General features: G+C 56.9%; 17 protein-coding genes and 1 pseudogene. 2 read left to right on the top strand and 16 right to left on the bottom strand.

Annotation, left to right across the window (positions count from 1 at the left end):
- Positions 1-26: 26 nt before the first annotated feature.
- The 16 genes from RN02_RS32075 to RN02_RS03660 form a co-directional block, all read right to left on the bottom strand.
- Positions 27-929: a SphA family protein gene (locus RN02_RS32075; protein WP_043313128.1), complete on the bottom strand. Its 903-nt coding sequence runs from the start codon at positions 927-929 to the stop codon at positions 27-29.
- Between the two features lie 64 nt (positions 930-993).
- Positions 994-1,185 carry a 2-hydroxymuconate tautomerase gene (locus tag RN02_RS03730; RefSeq protein ID WP_043313090.1) on the bottom strand — a complete coding sequence of 64 codons (192 nt, stop codon included), beginning with the start codon at positions 1,183-1,185 and terminating at the stop codon, positions 994-996.
- 9 nt (positions 1,186-1,194) lie between these two features.
- A complete protein-coding gene (gene dmpH, locus RN02_RS03725) occupies positions 1,195-1,989 on the bottom strand; it encodes a 2-oxo-3-hexenedioate decarboxylase (RefSeq protein ID WP_043313089.1) in 795 nt (264 codons plus the stop codon).
- A complete protein-coding gene (dmpG, locus tag RN02_RS03720) occupies positions 1,986-3,023 on the bottom strand; it encodes a 4-hydroxy-2-oxovalerate aldolase (protein WP_043313088.1) in 1,038 nt (345 codons plus the stop codon). Before dmpG ends, dmpH begins: the two co-directional genes overlap by 4 nt.
- 13 nt (positions 3,024-3,036) lie before the next feature.
- On the bottom strand, positions 3,037-3,972 hold the full coding sequence (locus RN02_RS03715; RefSeq protein WP_043313086.1) for an acetaldehyde dehydrogenase (acetylating): 936 nt from the start codon (positions 3,970-3,972) through the stop codon (positions 3,037-3,039).
- A 24-nt stretch (positions 3,973-3,996) separates the two neighbouring features.
- Positions 3,997-4,782, bottom strand: a complete 786-nt coding sequence (gene dmpE / locus RN02_RS03710; RefSeq protein WP_043313084.1) for a 2-oxopent-4-enoate hydratase — start codon at positions 4,780-4,782, stop codon at positions 3,997-3,999.
- Positions 4,782-5,642: an alpha/beta fold hydrolase gene (locus RN02_RS03705; RefSeq protein ID WP_043313083.1), complete on the bottom strand. Its 861-nt coding sequence runs from the start codon at positions 5,640-5,642 to the stop codon at positions 4,782-4,784. The genes dmpE and RN02_RS03705 overlap by 1 nt, the downstream gene beginning before the upstream one ends.
- Before the next feature lie 7 nt (positions 5,643-5,649).
- Entirely contained in the window at positions 5,650-7,107 is a 1,458-nt protein-coding gene (locus tag RN02_RS03700; RefSeq protein WP_036202313.1) for a 2-hydroxymuconic semialdehyde dehydrogenase, read from the bottom strand.
- 46 nt (positions 7,108-7,153) lie between these two features.
- Positions 7,154-8,077 (bottom strand): catechol 2,3-dioxygenase, encoded by a 924-nt coding sequence (locus RN02_RS03695; RefSeq protein WP_043313081.1) that lies wholly within the window; start codon positions 8,075-8,077, stop codon positions 7,154-7,156.
- 5 nt (positions 8,078-8,082) lie between these two features.
- On the bottom strand, positions 8,083-8,412 hold the full coding sequence (locus RN02_RS03690; RefSeq protein WP_043313080.1) for a 2Fe-2S iron-sulfur cluster binding domain-containing protein: 330 nt from the start codon (positions 8,410-8,412) through the stop codon (positions 8,083-8,085).
- 14 nt (positions 8,413-8,426) lie between these two features.
- Entirely contained in the window at positions 8,427-9,488 is a 1,062-nt protein-coding gene (locus tag RN02_RS03685) for an NADH:ubiquinone reductase (Na(+)-transporting) subunit F (protein WP_043313078.1), read from the bottom strand.
- A gap of 10 nt (positions 9,489-9,498) precedes the next feature.
- A complete protein-coding gene (locus RN02_RS03680) occupies positions 9,499-9,858 on the bottom strand; it encodes a phenol hydroxylase subunit P4 (protein ID WP_043313077.1) in 360 nt (119 codons plus the stop codon).
- 72 nt (positions 9,859-9,930) lie between these two features.
- Positions 9,931-11,466 carry an aromatic/alkene/methane monooxygenase hydroxylase/oxygenase subunit alpha gene (locus RN02_RS03675; protein ID WP_043313076.1) on the bottom strand — a complete coding sequence of 512 codons (1,536 nt, stop codon included), beginning with the start codon at positions 11,464-11,466 and terminating at the stop codon, positions 9,931-9,933.
- Positions 11,467-11,480: 14 nt separating this feature from the next.
- A complete protein-coding gene (locus tag RN02_RS03670) occupies positions 11,481-11,750 on the bottom strand; it encodes an MmoB/DmpM family protein (RefSeq protein ID WP_043313075.1) in 270 nt (89 codons plus the stop codon).
- Complete coding sequence (locus tag RN02_RS03665; RefSeq protein ID WP_043313074.1) at positions 11,747-12,748, bottom strand: aromatic/alkene monooxygenase hydroxylase subunit beta; 1,002 nt, start codon at positions 12,746-12,748, stop codon at positions 11,747-11,749. Before RN02_RS03665 ends, RN02_RS03670 begins: the two co-directional genes overlap by 4 nt.
- A 55-nt stretch (positions 12,749-12,803) precedes the next feature.
- Positions 12,804-13,064: a phenol hydroxylase subunit gene (locus tag RN02_RS03660; RefSeq protein ID WP_043313072.1), complete on the bottom strand. Its 261-nt coding sequence runs from the start codon at positions 13,062-13,064 to the stop codon at positions 12,804-12,806.
- Between the two features lie 362 nt (positions 13,065-13,426).
- On the opposite strand from RN02_RS03660, the gene RN02_RS03655 reads away from it, so the two are divergent.
- Together RN02_RS03655 and RN02_RS34645 are read left to right on the top strand one after the other, a co-directional pair.
- Positions 13,427-15,127, top strand: coding sequence for a sigma-54-dependent Fis family transcriptional regulator (locus RN02_RS03655; protein ID WP_043313071.1), 1,701 nt, complete (start codon positions 13,427-13,429; stop codon positions 15,125-15,127).
- Between the two features lie 431 nt (positions 15,128-15,558).
- Positions 15,559-15,882 (top strand): annotated as a pseudogene (locus RN02_RS34645) (PAS domain-containing protein); the annotation flags it as partial.
- Between the last annotated feature and the right edge of the window lie 184 nt (positions 15,883-16,066).

Here is a 16,066-nt window from a genome sequence, read left to right as displayed (position 1 = left end):
TTGCCGATCGCGATAACCTGTCGGGTTTAAAAGGCTTTAAAGGCTTTGGTTAAATGCAGACGGAACAGGTTGCCTTCGGGGCGATTTTTGTTGGCATACTCGGTGTACACCGCGCCGCTGAGCTGGGCGCCAATCGCTTTGACCGGGAAGGTCACTTCGGCACCAATGGCGTGCTGTTCAACCTTCGGGCCTGGTGCAGGCGTCCCGCTGTCCGACTCTAACTGCCAGCCGTCATAACCGGCCAGCGCAACTTCCACGCCGTTATCCAGAACCTTGCCAAGCGCCCACTCGACAATCAAGCTGTCACCCTTGGTGATGTCCGTATCTTCCTGCTCGGTATTGATTTCATAACGGGACAATGCGGAGAACGACCAGTCACGCTGCTCGTCGAAGTACCAGGTACCTCCAAGCGTCAGCATCGTGGTGCCATAGCCTTTGCCGATAGACGCAGGATCTGCGGCATCGTAGTCACCGGTATCAAACCAATAGCCCGCAGCAAACACGGAATCCCATTGCTTACCGTGCCACCCCAAAATTAATGGACTCAGAAAAACATCACCAATTCCGGTTTCTGTTTCATCTACCCCCATGCCTTTGAAGTCAAAGTCATTACGTTGAACCATCACAATTGCCTCCATGCCATAATCCGCACCAAGGAATTTTTTATCAGTCACATAGATGAATCGGTTGGCAAAGGCTGAAACCGAGCCGCCATTATCACCGGGGACCTTGTCGCCATCACCGTCTTGAACACTATCGATATCGTAGTGCACCAGGTACCCACGGTAATAAAACCCTTCCGGCGGCACAGTTGGTCCTTTGGTACCTTCAATGCCAGCCACGTAGTGGCCATTTACGGCCAGGGCGGGAGCTGCGGATAAAGCCAGGCCGAGCGTACCGGCGGCGGCAAGCAGTTTGGTCGTTCTCATAATGTTAACCATTTTTGTATTTGTAGTGGTTTTGAGTGAGGGGCCTGCCCGCCCCGAGTGGACGTCAACGCCCGAGTTTTTCCGCCGATCGCCCGCCAATGCCGAAGTGCTGTTTGGGCATTTCGTTGATGACAACCCGCACACTTTCGATCGGCGCATCCAGCGAACGCACGATAGCCTCGCTGACTTCCTTGATCAGCGCTTCCTTTTGCTCATCGGTCCGGCCTTCCAGAATGTTGATCTGCGCAATCGGCATAGAGCCTCCTTATTCGAAGCGGGCCGAGACGGTACCCAGGCCCTGGTAACGAACGGTGATGTTGTCGCCGGCTTCCACGGCAATGGCCGCGGTGATGCCGCCGGTCATGATGAAGGTGCCTGCGGGAATGTGTTCACCCCGCTCGGCCAGCAGGTTGGCCAGCATGGCAACGCTGGAAGCCGGATGGCCCAGCACGGCGGCGCCGGCGCCAACGTCCACTATTTCACCGTTTTTCTCGACCACCACGCCCAGGGTTTTCAGATCCACATCCGAGACATCGGCCATCTGGCCACCGGTGATAAAGCGGGTGGAACTGGCGTTGTCCGCGACGACACTCACCAAATCAAACTTGAAATTCTCATAGCGTGAGTCGATCACTTCCACGGCGGGGATGACGAAGTCGGTGGCCGCCAGCACATCACCGATATGGCAGCCCGGGCCTTGCAGTGGCGCCTTGGTGACGAACGCCACTTCCGCCTCGATCTTCGGGTGAATCAGTTCTTTGGTGTTGACCACACCGCCGTCCGGCACGCTGAAATAGTCCGCCAGGAAGCCGTAGATGGGAGTATCCACGCCCATCTGGGCCATCTTGGCCCAGGAGGTCAGGCCCATTTTCATGCCCACCACCTTGTTGCCCCGGGCTTCCTTGCGGCGGCGGATTTCCCACTGCACGTCGTAGGCGTCCTCGAAGGTCATGTCCGGATAGTCGTTGGTGACCTTGGTGATGTCGTGGGCTTGAAGCTCGGCATTTTCCACGTGCTCCGCCAGCGCCAGCATCTGTTCGTTGCTCAATGTCTTGCTCATGCCTTTTGCTCCTCTTGCGCTTTCAGCAGGTCCAGCGCTACGTCCACAATCATGTCTTCCTGGCCACCCACCATGCGGCGCTTGCCCAGCTCAACGAGAATATCCACGGTCTTCAGGCCGTACTTCTTCGCCGCCACTTCCGAATGGCGCAGGAAGCTGGAGTACACACCGGCATAGCCCAGCGCGAGGGTTTCGCGGTCCACCCGGACCGGGCGGTCCTGCAACGGACGCACGATGTCATCAGCGGCATCCATCAGGGCGTACACGTCAGTGCCGTGATCCCAGCCCATTTTGTCGAAGGCGGCAATACACACTTCCAGCGGTGCGTTACCGGCGCCTGCGCCCATGCCGGAGAGGCTGGCATCAACGCGGTCACAGCCTTCTTCCACTGCGACGATGGAGTTGGCCACCCCCAGCGCCAGATTGTGGTGGGCGTGGATGCCCGTTTTGGTTTCCGGCTTGAGAACGTCTTTCAGGGCGCGGAAGCGGTCCCGGATGTCGTTCATGTTCATAGCACCACCAGAATCGACCACATACAGGCAGGTGGCGCCGTAGTCTTCCATCATCTTCGCCTGTTCAGCCAGGCCCTGCGGGGTCTGCATATGGCTCATCATCAGGAAGCCCACGGTGTCCATGCCCAGCTTGCGAGCGTGCTCGATGTGCTGTTTGGAGACATCGGCTTCGGTGCAGTGGGTAGCCACACGTACGATGCGGGCACCGGCTTTGTAGGCGTTGTCCAGGTCGTGGACGGTACCGATACCGGGCAGCAGCAGGGTGGCAATCTGGGCATGTTCGACTACTTCGGCCACCGCTTCGATCCACTCCAGGTCGGTGTGGGCGCCGAAGCCGTAGTTGAAGCTGGAGCCTTGCAGGCCGTCGCCGTGGGCGACTTCAATGCTGTCGACTTTCGCCTTGTCCAGGGCCCGTGCGATGTCCTGCACGTTCTTGATGGAGTACTGGTGACGAATGGCGTGGCTGCCGTCTCGCAGGGTCACGTCGGAGATGTAGAGTTTTTTACCGGGGTTAAAGGTCATGGTTCGGTCCTCCTCAGTTGACCAGCGATTCGGCGATGCGCTCGGCGGTACCGAGGGCGGCGGAGGTCATGATGTCCAGGTTGCCGGCGTACGCGGGCAGGTAATGGGCCGCACCTTCCACTTCCAGGAAGATGGAGGTTTTCAAGCCACTGAAGCGGCCGAGACCCGGGACGTTCATGGGCTGGTCTTCAGGAATGACGTCGAACTGGACTTTCTGCTTGAGGCGGTAGCCCGGTACGTAGGACGACACGGCTTGCACCATTTCTTCTACGGAGGCTTCGACTTCCGCCTGATCAGCAGCGTCAGACAGCACGTACACGGTGTCGCGCATCAGCAGGGGTGGCTCGGCCGGGTTCAGGATGATGATGGCCTTGCCCTTGCGGGCACCGCCGACCACTTCGATGGCTTTGGAGGTGGTTTCGGTGAACTCGTCGATGTTGGCGCGGGTGCCGGGGCCAGCGGACTTCGACGAGATGGAGGCTACGATTTCGGCGTAGTGCACTTTCGCCACGCGGGAAACGGCTGCGACCATGGGAATCGTCGCCTGGCCACCGCAGGTGACCATGTTGACGTTGCCTTCGTGCAAGTTCTGCTCGAGGTTCACCACCGGTACGCAATAAGGGCCGATGGCTGCGGGCGTCAGGTCGACAATCTTGATGTTCTCTTTGTGGCCCCGCAGGAACACTTCGTTGTGGCGGTGGGCACCGGCGGAGGTAGCATCAAACACGATGTCGATGTCGGCAAATTCCGGCATCTTCACCAGGCCGTCCACGCCTTCGTGGGTGGTGGCCACGCCCATGCGCTGGGCACGGGCCAGGCCGTCGGATTCCTGGTCGATACCGACCATGGCGCCCATTTCGATGTTCTTGCCGTTACGCAGGATCTTGATCATCAGGTCGGTGCCGATGTTGCCCGAGCCGATGATCGCTGCTTTGATTTTCTTGCTCATAATCTTGTCCTCGTTTGGTCCGGATCAGACAAAGCGCACAGAGGCGCTGCCAATCCCGCCAATGTCCACACGCATGGTGTCACCGGCTTTCACCGGCTCCAGCGGTACCAGGGAGCCCGACAGGATGACTTCACCTGCCTTCAGGGAAATACCAAACTCGCCCAGGGTGTTGGCCAGCCAAGCCACGCAGTTCACTGGAGAGCTCAACGCGGCTGCGCCGGCGCCGGTGCTGATGATGGAACCGTTCTTCTCCACCACCATGCCGCAAGTCACCAGGTCAACATCCCGAGGGGAGACCGCGTTGTCACCCAGCACAAACAAACCGCAGGAAGCGTTGTCGGCAATGGTGTCCTGAATGGCGATCTTCCAGTCCTGGATGCGGGAATCGACAATCTCGAAACAGGGCATCACGCATTCGGTGGCCGCCAGCACGTCGGCATTGGTCACGCCGGGGCCGGCCAGATCTTTCTTCAGGATGAAGGCAATCTCTCCCTCAGCCCTTGGCGCAATCAGCCGGTCGCTGATGGGCACGGCTTCTCCACTGTTAAACACCATGTCGTCGGTCAGGTAACCGAAATCGGGCTGGTGTACATTCAGCATGTTCATCACCGCCTTGCTGGTGACGCCGATCTTTTTGCCAATTACCCGGGCACCGGCTTGCTGCCGGCGCTCAAGCATGCGCAGGGAGATGTGGTAGGCATCCTCGATGCTGATGTCTTCGCCACGGCTGGTCAGCGGGGAGACTGCTTCCCGCTTGACCATGGCTTCGTAGAGTTCGTCGCCGAACTGCTGGATTTTTTGCTTATCCATTATTTGTCTCCGGCAGCGGCTTGATCCGCTTCGTTCAGGAAATCGTCAACCAGACGGGCAAACCGGGAGGCGTGTTCAATCTGTGTCCAGTGACCGCAGCGGCCGAACACATGCAACTGGGCACGATCAATCAGCTCAGCCAACTTGAGTGATGCCTCCAGTGGAATCACTTCGTCTTCACGTCCGTGAATGATCAGCGTCTCGTGGGGCAGCGCGCGGATCGCCTCTTCAGGGCTGGCCAGGTTGTCCACCCAACGCTGGCGCGGGGCCGGAAACATGGCGGCAAAGGATTCCTGAAAGCCGGGGCGAACGCTTGCCTGGTAACGCATCTCTGCCAGTTCATCGGTCAGCAGGCCTTTGTTGAAGGCAAATACATCCATCAACCGGCGCATGGTTTCCAGCGAGGGCTGGTAACCCCAGACTTCATCCAGGCCTTTGGTGATCGGAAAGCTGACCCCGGCAGAGCCCATCAGCACCAGACGGCGAACGCGCTCTGGATGCTCGATGGCCAACGACAATGACAGACCACCCCCGAAGGAGTTGCCCACCAGATCGACCTGATCAAGCCCCAGCTCGTCCAAAACACCGATGGCGTGTTTTACCCAACGCTCACGGTTATAGATCTTGTCTTCCGGGCGCTCGCTGTAACCAAAGCCGAGCATGTCCGGCGCAACCACACGGCGGTGTTTGGCCAGCTCGGGAATCACCAGGCGCCAGTTGGCCCAGGCGGTTACCCCGGGGCCGGAACCGTGAATCATCATCAATGGGAAGCCACCTTCGCCGTGATCGTGCACATTGGTCCGGTAGCCGGCCGCGGTGATCTCACGCCCGATTTCAGGGCTGTCTACAGGTACGTTCATGGCTACCTCACAGTTTGATACAGATGTTTTTGGTTTCAGTGTAGAACTCCAGACCATGCACGCCGCCCTCACGACCAATCCCTGATTGTTTGGCGCCGCCGAAGGATGTGCGCAGATCACGCAGGAACCAGGAGTTCACCCACGCCAGACCAACTTCCATCTGTTCCGCCACGCGGAGAGCCCGGGCAGAATTTTCTGTCCAGATGGCGCAGGCAAGACCGTAGCTGGTGTCATTGGCCAACTCGATGGCTTCTTCTTCGGTATCGAACGGACGGATGTGACAGCACGGACCAAAAATTTCCTCGCGGATAACACGGGCGTCTTCAGGCAGGCCGGTCCAGATGGTCGGTTCAATCCAGGCGCCATCGTTCAGCTCTGCGCCCATATCGGGAATGCCTCCACCAATCTCGACGGTTGCACCCTCTTCGCGAGCCAAGTCGTAATAGCTTTTAACTTTGTCACGATGCTCCAAGCTGACCAGCGGCCCGAAATTCGCATCGGGATCTTCTGGTCGGCCCAGTTTCAGCTTGGCCACCTCTTCTTTCATACGGGCGAGAAACTGGTCAAATATCGAACGCTCCACATAGACCCGCTCGGTGCCCAAACAAACCTGACCACAGTTGACAAACGCGGAGCGCATCGTGCCCTCCACGGCTTTTTCGAGATCGCAGTCGGCGAACACAAGGCCAGGGTTTTTTCCGCCGCACTCCATGGAAACATTACGAAGGCCCACTGCGGCGGCTTTCATAATGATCTCACCGGTACGGGTTTCACCGGTGAAGGTGATCGCATCCACCAATGGATGAGACGTCAGGAAAGCACCCGCAGAGTCAGGGCCAAAACCGTGCACCACATTAAACACACCTGGTGGCACACCACACTCGTTCATGACCTCACCCAGCAAAGTGGCCGTAGCAGGTGTTTCTTCCGACGGTTTAACAACAACCGTGTTACCACAGGCCAGCGCAGGGCCCACCTTGAAGGTCATCAACAACAGGGGAAGGTTCCATGGAGACACCACGGCAATAACGCCTTTTGGCGTCCGATGGCCTACGTTTACAGCGCCCGTGCCATCCGGGGTATCCATTCGGAAGCCTTCAGTCGGATGATTCATACTGTCAGCAAATTCTTTAAAGTTGGCTGCGCCACGGGGGATGTCGATATGGCTGGCCATTGAGCGCGGTTTGCCCGTGTCCAGACACTCTGCGGCCAGGAATTCGTCGAAACGCTCATTAATGCGGTCTGCGATCTTGTTCAACATGGCGGCACGCTGGTTTTGGGTCAGCTTGCTCCAGGGGCCCTTAAGCGCGGCTTTAGCGGCACGAACGGCAGCATCGACTTCCGCCTCACCGGCCTCGTGAACCTGGCCGATCAGGCTATTGTCCACGGGCGAGCGATTTTCGAATGTTTTGCCGCTGGCCGAAGCCACGTATTCGCCGTTGATAAAGTGCTTGAATTCTTTCATGACTGCATAGTCCTGTTAAATTGAATCACGTTCGGCCTGTTCCTAATCAGGTCAACACGGTCAGGAAGCGTTCGTTCAGTACGCGATCGTGGTAGAAAATTGCCTTACCGAGGTCTTCCGCCTTCCAGGTAATGGGTTTATGGTCCGGATAGTGATAGTCACCGCCACAGAACACTTCGTTACGGTTGCCCGACGGGTCAAAGAAGTAGATGGTCTGCCCGTGGGTCAGGCCGTGACGGGTCGGGCCGATATCGATGGAGGTATCGGTCATGGAGATCAGATCCGCCGCCCGCAGTACGGCTTCCCAGGTATCCAGGAAGAAGGAGGCGTGATGAAACTTGCCTTTCTCTTCGTGGTGGATGAAGGCCACGTCGTGCTCCTTCATGGACACGGTCAGGAACTGCGCTACGCGAGTGCCTTCGGGGTCCAGAACCTGTTCCGCCAAGTAAAAGCCCAACACGTTGACGAAGATGTCATACACGGCGGCCAATTCCGGGCCGTAAAACAGGCAATGGTCGAAGCGCACGGCCTTCATCCCTTGCAGACCGCGAGGCCAGGCTTCAGGGTTGACGCTGGAAACGCCCCACTTGCCGGTGTACTTCTTGTCGGCATAGAGCTCGAAGGCATGGCCGGAGGGCACGGTGAACCGCACACGGCGACCGCAGTCTTTCAGCTCTTCCGCCGGTACCTGTTCTATCTCAACGCCGTAAGCCACCAGGTCTTTTTCCAGCTGAACCAGGGTGTCTTCATCCAGTACCTTGAAGCCCATAAAATCGCAGCCAGGCTCATCTGCTTCACGCAGCACCAGGGAGAACTTGTCCACCTCGGTCCAGGCTTTCAGGTACACCCGGCCCTGGTCGTCACGATCGGTTTCGATCATGCCCAGCAGCTCGGTATAGTGTTTGACGGCTTCGCCCATATCGAGAACCCGGATCTGCACGTGGCCGGGACGCATTACACCTTTTTTCATGACAATCACCTCAACGGTTTTGTTGTTGTTTGTTTCGCAAGTGCCGCCTCCGGCAGAGGCACACACTCGATGGTCAAGTCGGTCAGCGGGTAGATCCGGCAAGCCAGGACTTCCCCTTTTTCAACGGCTTCGGGCGGGGCATGCACCTTGCTCATCTTGCCGCACTCGAAATCCCCCTCCAGAACCCGGATTTTGCAAAAGCCGCAGCCACCGCCACGGCACCCGACCGGCACACACTTCTTGCCTGCCTGCTCCATCGCTTTGAGGACGCTCTGGCCCTCCTGGCAAAGGAAGTGATCGCCGGTGGTCCGGTTGCTTACCTGGAATCCGGCCATGGCCCACCTCCCGGTCAGACCTTCTTGAACAGGGCTGAACGCTGGGCGTCTTCCGCACCGTCGGCCGCTGTCAGGAATTTCTCCATGAAAATGTCCCGCTCGAACAACCGGCCCTGCATCAGGGCGGTGATCGCTGCATCGATCATCGGAGGTGGGCCACACAGGTAAGCCTTGTTACCGGAAAACCGGCCGCCAAAGTGTTCCTTGGCGGCGTCGTGCACATAACCCCGGAAGCCCTGCCAGTCGGCATCGTCCTCGGCCTGGCTCAGGGCCGGCACGTAGGTAAAGTTGTCGTGGTCACGATCCAGTGCTTCAAACAGTTCGCGGTTGTAGAGCTCTGCGAGGTTGCGGGCGCCCTGGAACAACACGATCTTGCGTTCGTCGTTCTGCTCCAGCAGGTCGAGAATCATCGATTGCGGGCTGGAAAGCCCTGAACCACCCGCGATGAAGATCAGATCACCAGGCTGGGAACTGCGCACAAAGAACTGCCCATAGGGGCCGGACAGGTTCAGTTCATCGCCGGCTTTCAGCTGCTCGTGGATGTAGGTGGTTGCAGCGCCCCCTTCAACCATGCGAATGTGCAGTTCCACTTCATCGGGCTTGCTTGGCGGGTTAGCGAGTGAGAACGCGCGGGCACCCTCAACTCCGGGCACTTCGATGTTGATGTACTGGCCAGCCTGGAAGGTCATCGGGCGGTCCAGTTTCAGGTGCAGACCCTTGATGGTGGGCGACAGGTCAACAATATCCGTTACTGTCGCTACGTAATCCTCCACCGGGTAGCCCTCGAAGTCCGGGTCGACATCGATATCGGCTTCGATGGTCACGTCGCTTTCCACTGTGGCGCAGCAGGCCAGCACCTTGCCTTCGCCTCGCTCCACGTCCATCAGGGCAAACGGTGAGGCGTCGCCAATCTCGACGTCGCCCTCAAGCACCTGCACCTTGCAGGTAGCACAGGTGCCGTGACCGCATGCAAACGGCAACCAGACGCCCTGGCGGAGCGCCGCCGCGAGGATGGTCTGGCCTTCCTCCACTTCGATCTGCTCGCCAATGGGCTCGATAGTTACGGTATGGCTCATAGCACTACCCTCAGTATCCGGCGCCAGCCATGCCCTTGAGGTCAGGTGTTGTGACCGTCAGCATGCTTTTGTGATCAATGCCGTTATCTATCAGGCTGGCATCCGCATCCGGGGTAAACGGCTCATCGTTCAACAGCCATTCGGCACTCAGGAAATCCGCCTTGCTAGAATCCGGGTGCGCCGCAGTTGCCGGCTTGAGGATTTCTTCAATCAGGGCACGGAAGGTCATGTCCGGCTGAACCGACAACGCTAACGGCGCGCAGAACATCAGGTGATCAGGCCAGTAGACATACAACAGCTGCATGCCGTTAAAGTTCTCGACCTTGTCTTTGGGCTCGAATTTGTAGTCGTATAAAGCGTTTACACTCATGATGGTCACCTTGTTGTTTTTGTGGGTGGTTCGCCCGGCGCCAGTGGCTACCGGGCGGCTCCCGGGTCAGTATCAGGCGGCGTCCTGGTTCTCATCAGCAGGCTTTTCGCCCTTGATGGCCATCCAGCGCTTGTGGTCTGGCGAACCGAGGTACTCGAAATTGTCCTCGCCGATGTTGATGTGGTAGTACTTCTGCACCACGGTCTCGATATCTTCGCCTTCGCAGTTACCCTGATAGATCTGATGCACCGGCAGCCAGGCCTGCACGTATTTTTCCGGCTCGTGCTTGAAGATGTCGCAGCATCCTTCGGAGCAGAAATGGTAACGCTCGCCTTCATGAACCAACTGACGATGGCTCAACTTGGTGGGCGCGCCCATTTCGGTGAACAGGTTCGGTACCTGGCACACCTGGCACAGTTGCGGCAGGGTGTTATTGTAGAAGCGACGGCCAGCGGCGGCCTCTTTCGCCAGGAACTCGTAGCGCGGACGGTAGTACTTGTCGAAAGTGTCCGGGTACTTTTCAGACATCCAGTCCATTTCTTCCTTCTTTGGAACCCAGGTATGGAAGTTGGTGGCATGGCTATACTGGTAGAAAGTGGTCCACAGCTGGTGGCTCAGGTGATGCTTGGCATCGTTGGCCACCTCCTGGTACTTGGGTGGACGGATGCCGTAACGCGCCAGATCCTTGAACAGGGCTCCACCGTTCTGCTCGTAATACACTTCCCAGGCCTCGGCCCAGCTCATCACCTTGTTCGGCAACATGTAGTCCATCATCAGGCTGACCAGGCTGAGCAGGCGGAATCCGCGCCAGAACCACTTATCGATCCAGCGCTGAACAATGGGCACGTTGTCTTCGTGCTGCTCCAGGATGAACTTGATCACCTCAAGGCCCAAGGTCATGTGGCGTGCTTCGTCTGACTGGGCAGAGAAGCCGAAGGTCACGGTGGCCATGTCGCCGTTGTATGCGGCGCCCGACATAAACGGAACGAACACGAGGTTAGTCAGCACATACTCGAACGAGAACGAAATGGCGGTCAGGAATTCGAACGGACCAGCGGTGCGGGCATCGTCAAAGAACGACTTGGGCACCGACAGGAACCACACCCGGTCGTGCATGTGCGCAGCATCATGCAGGCCGTTAAAGTGCTTGTTGTAATGACTCATGGCGTGTTGCTGGGTCTGCGAATGACGCAACTCGTCAATCGACTGCATCTGACAAGCCACCCGCGCACCAGCACCACTGAACTGACGACCTGCCTTGGCATACCCCTGGTAGGCCCCATGTTCCAACGGAGATATGCCACCTATGAACAGCTTCAGGGCGTTGACGTAGCGAGCGTCTGAAATGTTCTGGTGGCCATTATTCTGGGCAAACGCATCAAAAATGGCGTACAGCTTCTTCTCTTTTTCCGCCTGATACTTCCAGTAAGAATCCATGGTCAGACGGAATGGGTCTTCCCACTGAGACCAATCGGTAATCTTGATACCTTCAAAGTCCTCGTGCGGAAAAATGTCTTCTTTTTTCTGGTAGGTAGGCTCCCAACTCATGTCGCGGGTCAGATACTGGTATTTGTCTTTGAGATTCAATTTCTTGTTTTGAACAGCCATGATGATTCTCCCAATTAATTCCACTCAAGAATAAAATGGTCATCGTCCTCATCGACATTGCCGCCGATGCTGATGACGTTTACGAGCATTTCCTGAACATCCCAATCGCGAGCCAGCTTTTCTTCCATCGTTTCCCGGTTTATCACCAGGCGCTTCTCAGCCTGGATCCGGATCAACGCAGGCTGGTGCTGTATTTCCGCATGAGGGTTATCCTCCATAACCGCTTCGGCGAGATAGCGAGAGTCGTCGTTGTCCTGAAATACAATGAATACCAACTGGCTCATGCTGAGACTCCCCTACTCTGCAGTCCGAATTTCTTCAGGCGGGTAGAAAGCTCCGCCCGGGCTTCATCCAGAGCGTCAATACCCACCGAGGCTTCTGCCAGTGGTTGGAGAGCGCTATAAACCTGCGGCTCCCACTGATCGATCCACGTCTGGAGCAGTTCGCAATTGGCTTCGCTCTCACCGGCGACGGCTTTGATCATGGCGTTGGTCCAGCGAAGGGATTCTTTGTACCAGTCGCGCATGAACTCGGTGAGCATGGAAACGTCTTCCGCACCCTGAGTCGCAAGCCAGGCATCCATTTTGTCGTACACCAAGGTGTACATCAGTCCATCCAACAGAACGTTCTGAACCAGGGTCAGTTCGAACCAGTCATCAACGACCAGGGTGTCCTCCACGAGTTTGCGCATGGGCTGCCACAGCTCGTCATCCATCCAGTAGCCTTTGGACTCGTCCAGTGCCTTACCGGTACTACCGTCAATCAACAGAGCAATGCGAGACAGGTACTGACCAATGCCCAGACGATCCATCGCGGCGTAGATGTGCATCTGGGAAACGGTGGTGGCTACAGCGTCACCCGAGATCTTGCTGTTGTTCATGTTGGCGCCCAGTTCAACATGACGAAGAGGCACCAGCAGGCGCAGCAGCTGCTTCTGAGTCTCTTCCGGCAGGCGCGTCAACAAGTTGCGCTTGTCGCAAAAACCAAAGCTGGTCTCGGCGGACTCCTGCATTTTGGCCCGGTTGCCTACGTAGACGCCGTAGTAGTACTGGCGGGGATCAGACACCGCGTACCAGTCGTCCATGCGGATGGCGGTACGGCGATCATCATTGAGCTCGTATCGGGAATCCCATTGGGGGCGATAGTGGAAGTTGGTTTTCGCCTCCAGGTCGTAGCTCGCTTCCTGATAGCGAGTCGCCGGCTTGTCACCAAATCGGCGCGCAATGTGGCTGTAGGTGTGACGAATGGGCTCCACCGAGGTGGTTTTGATTTCGATACTCATATCAACCTTTCCGTTTTGTTTTTGTGGATCAGATTGTGGGTGTTGCTTGCTTGACTCAGTAACGCTGGCCCCGCTCACCGAACCGCCACTTGACCATGTCCTCGTCAATTTCGCGGATCATCTCTGCGTCCATGTGAACGACCTTGTTGTGCTCGCAGAAAATCTTGAATGCATCGCGGGGAAGCACGAGCTCCACGAACAGCTCCGGGTAACCGATCGCAAAGTCGAACTCGACAAAGCGGTCGTCCGGTTCACTGCGCACCCGGATGTAACGGGTCAGCTCGTCAAACGATTTGTGTTGAATCTCGGTAGTCATGGTTAGCCCCGTTGTATTTGTATTTGGCTGTAGGGAGGGTAAGCAACGGCTGTGCCAGCAACGGGAAAACCGGACTGAACTTCATTTAGCCGGCTGTTTTAGAAGGGATTATCTTTAGACCAGGCGTTCTAATCCGGCCTATCAGGTCACTTTTTGTTCGCAAAAATACCTATGCAAATTTGATCAAATGATGAAACGGAACCCGGATCTGACTATTTGGTCACACGTATCCTGGCCCGCAGGATTTGGTTGAACTCCTGACCCTTGGATTGATTTTTGGCGTCGATCATGGGCTAGATAGCGGGTTCAAAATAAAGGCGGCGAACGCCTTCCCCGACTGACAACAACAATGGGGGACTGTCATGGCTGAAACCTACAAGCCAAATCTCCAATACACAGATTTCAAGGATCTGACGGATCAGATTCAGTTTCACAGCAACGAAGGGAAGATCTGGTTCGGTGAGCAGCGGGTTCTGTTGATGAGCCTTGCGTCTCTGGCGGCCTTTCGTCGCGAGATCGTCAACAGCATGGGCGTGGAAAGAGCCAAAGGCTTCTTCCTGCGTCTGGGTTACACCTCTGGCGTTAAAGACGCTGAGCTGGCACGGAAACTCCGGCCAGACTCCGACGACATAGATACTTTCCTGGCCGGCCCTCAGCTGCATGCACTCAGGGGCATGGTCAAAGTTATACCTCACGAGTTGGACCTGGACCGGGAAACCGGTGCCCTGCACGGTATTCTGGAATGGGAAAATTCCTGGGAGGTGGAAATCTGCAAAACCGAGCTGGGACAGATGGATGAACCGGCCTGCTGGGTTTTACTGGGCTATGCCTGCGCTTACAGCTCCTCCTTCATGGGACGGGAGATCATTTTCCAGGAAATCAGTTGTCGTGGCTGCGGTGATGAAAAGTGCATTATCGAAGGCCGGCCGGCGGAGGAGTGGGAAAACGCCGAGGCCTTCTCCCGCTATTTCAAAGACGACCCACTCATCGAAGAGCTCTACGATCTGCAGGAACAGCTGACATCATTGCGTAGCAGCCTGCACAAGCAACAGGGCCAGTATTACGGCATCGGACAGTCCCCGTCGTACAACCGGGTTTGCCGAATGATCGACAAGGCCGCCCAGGGCAAAGTTTCCGTACTCCTGTTGGGGGAAACCGGTGTCGGCAAGGAAGTGATCGCCCGCAGCGTTCATCAGCGCAGCGAGCGCTCGGAGGACCCGTTCGTGGCCGTGAACTGTGCGGCCATTCCGCCGGATTTGATCGAAGCAGAGCTGTTCGGCGTTGAAAAAGGCGCCTACACCGGTGCCAACCAGTCCCGGGAGGGCCGTTTCGAGCGAGCCAATGGCGGCACTATTTTTCTGGACGAGGTTGTTGAGTTAACCCCTCGCGCCCAGGCCACGCTGTTACGGGTCTTGCAGGAAGGTGAACTGGAGCGGGTCGGCGACAATAAAACCCGCAAGGTGAATGTGCGGGTCATAGCCGCCACCAACGAAAGCCTCGAACAAGCCGTGGAAGAAGGGCGTTTCCGGGCAGACCTGTTCTACCGGTTAAACGTCTTCCCGGTGAAGATTCCCCCACTCAGAGACCGGCTGGAAGACCTGCCATTGCTGGTCGAACACTTTCTGGAGAAGTTCCACGCCCAGTACAACAAAAGAACCCTCGGCTTGTCGGACAAGGCCCAAGAACTCTGCCTGGCGTATCACTGGCCAGGCAACATTCGCGAGCTGGAAAACGTTATTGAGCGGGGCGTAATCCTGACCGACAACAACGAAACCATCAGTCAGGAAGCCCTGTTCGTCACCCCACCCGAGGTGAGCCAGGCCGGCATCGTGCGCGTGGATGCAGAGGGAAACATAACAGCCGGCGACAGCAGCACGGAGAAAGCGGACTGGCCTGAACAGGTTTTCGCCCAACAGATCAGCCTCGACCAGGTCGAAGGCATTTTGATGCAAAAAGCCATGGAGGAGGCCAATCAGAATGTCTCCAAGGCCGCCCGTCTACTCGGGCTGACTCGCCCTGCTCTGGCGTATCGCCTGAAAAAAGCCGGGATTCTGGACGGCTGAGCCCCGTCATTCACGCACAGCAACAGGGAGGTTGCTATCGATCTTATGAAATAAAGAATGCCCGGCCCAAATTTCACCATTTGATCAAACAGTCTTTTGTATCCCCACGCCCAAAACCCTCACCCACACCTCCTTAAAATACATTTCCCAGTTAATTCATAAATTTAAAAAGAACCAGAATTAACCGGCACACATCCTGCTTTCATTACAGCCGTCGCTAACACAAACAACAAAGACGGTGACCCGACATGAACACTTCTCCAGCCTGCGTTCCGCGCATCGCTTACAGCTTCGTGACACCAGACACCCGTTATCCCGATAGCCAGTTTGTTATGGGCCAATGATCTGCAAATCGTTGTGGCTCTCCTTTGGGCCCGCGTTTGCGGGCCCCTTTTTCAGTTTCAATACGGGTTTCAACAAGGGGTGGCACCATGTCTGGTTACGAATCTATCCAGATGGAAAAACAGACCAAACAGCAGCTGCTGGTCCTGACTGACAGCCAGGGTCGGATCACTTACGCCAGTAAAGGCTTCTGTCAGTTGGTGGGATACAGCGAAGCTCAGCTCAAAGAGCACTCGTTCGAAAACCTCCGGCATCCGGACATGCCCAAGGGGCCGTTGAACGATTTATGGAAAACGCTCGGGCGGCATGAGTCCTGGATGGGCATGATCCGCAACAAAACCGCCGATGGAAAAGATATGTGGCTCGACGCCTTTGTCACGCCCATCTCCGATACCAGCGGCTCGATAATCGAATATCAGGCCATCTACCAGCTGCCCTCGCCGCTTACTATTCAGCGCACCCAAGATGTCTATCGGGCCCGGGGCCGTGGCAAAACGCCCCGCCAGCTGAAGATACCGTTACTGCCTCCGGCGCTACTGCAAACCCTGATTGCAGCCCTGGCATTTGTGCCCGCGCTGATCGCCAGTTATCTGTTCA

This window comes from Pseudomonas sp. PI1 (assembly GCF_000812405.1).
GTDB classification, from domain to species: domain Bacteria; phylum Pseudomonadota; class Gammaproteobacteria; order Pseudomonadales; family Pseudomonadaceae; genus Pseudomonas; species Pseudomonas citronellolis.
The sequence above is the reverse complement of the archived record's forward strand: the minus strand, read 5'-3'. Positions and strand labels throughout refer to the sequence as shown.

Coding starts and splice junctions, on each gene's coding strand:
- RN02_RS32075 (WP_043313128.1), bottom strand. CDS start 929: ATGAGAACGACCAAACTGCTTGCCGCCGCCGGTACGCTCGGCCTGGCT.
- dmpG (WP_043313088.1), bottom strand. CDS start 3,023: ATGACCTTTAACCCCGGTAAAAAACTCTACATCTCCGACGTGACCCTG.
- dmpH (WP_043313089.1), bottom strand. CDS start 1,989: ATGAGCAAGACATTGAGCAACGAACAGATGCTGGCGCTGGCGGAGCAC.
- RN02_RS03680 (WP_043313077.1), bottom strand. CDS start 9,858: ATGAGTGTAAACGCTTTATACGACTACAAATTCGAGCCCAAAGACAAG.
- RN02_RS03690 (WP_043313080.1), bottom strand. CDS start 8,412: ATGGCCGGATTCCAGGTAAGCAACCGGACCACCGGCGATCACTTCCTT.
- RN02_RS03665 (WP_043313074.1), bottom strand. CDS start 12,748: ATGAGTATCGAAATCAAAACCACCTCGGTGGAGCCCATTCGTCACACC.
- RN02_RS03675 (WP_043313076.1), bottom strand. CDS start 11,466: ATGGCTGTTCAAAACAAGAAATTGAATCTCAAAGACAAATACCAGTAT.
- RN02_RS03685 (WP_043313078.1), bottom strand. CDS start 9,488: ATGAGCCATACCGTAACTATCGAGCCCATTGGCGAGCAGATCGAAGTG.
- dmpE (WP_043313084.1), bottom strand. CDS start 4,782: ATGGATAAGCAAAAAATCCAGCAGTTCGGCGACGAACTCTACGAAGCC.
- RN02_RS03700 (WP_036202313.1), bottom strand. CDS start 7,107: ATGAAAGAATTCAAGCACTTTATCAACGGCGAATACGTGGCTTCGGCC.
- RN02_RS03730 (WP_043313090.1), bottom strand. CDS start 1,185: ATGCCGATTGCGCAGATCAACATTCTGGAAGGCCGGACCGATGAGCAA.
- RN02_RS03715 (WP_043313086.1), bottom strand. CDS start 3,972: ATGAGCAAGAAAATCAAAGCAGCGATCATCGGCTCGGGCAACATCGGC.
- RN02_RS03655 (WP_043313071.1), top strand. CDS start 13,427: ATGGCTGAAACCTACAAGCCAAATCTCCAATACACAGATTTCAAGGAT.
- RN02_RS03660 (WP_043313072.1), bottom strand. CDS start 13,064: ATGACTACCGAGATTCAACACAAATCGTTTGACGAGCTGACCCGTTAC.
- RN02_RS03705 (WP_043313083.1), bottom strand. CDS start 5,642: ATGAACGTACCTGTAGACAGCCCTGAAATCGGGCGTGAGATCACCGCG.
- RN02_RS03670 (WP_043313075.1), bottom strand. CDS start 11,750: ATGAGCCAGTTGGTATTCATTGTATTTCAGGACAACGACGACTCTCGC.
- RN02_RS03695 (WP_043313081.1), bottom strand. CDS start 8,077: ATGAAAAAAGGTGTAATGCGTCCCGGCCACGTGCAGATCCGGGTTCTC.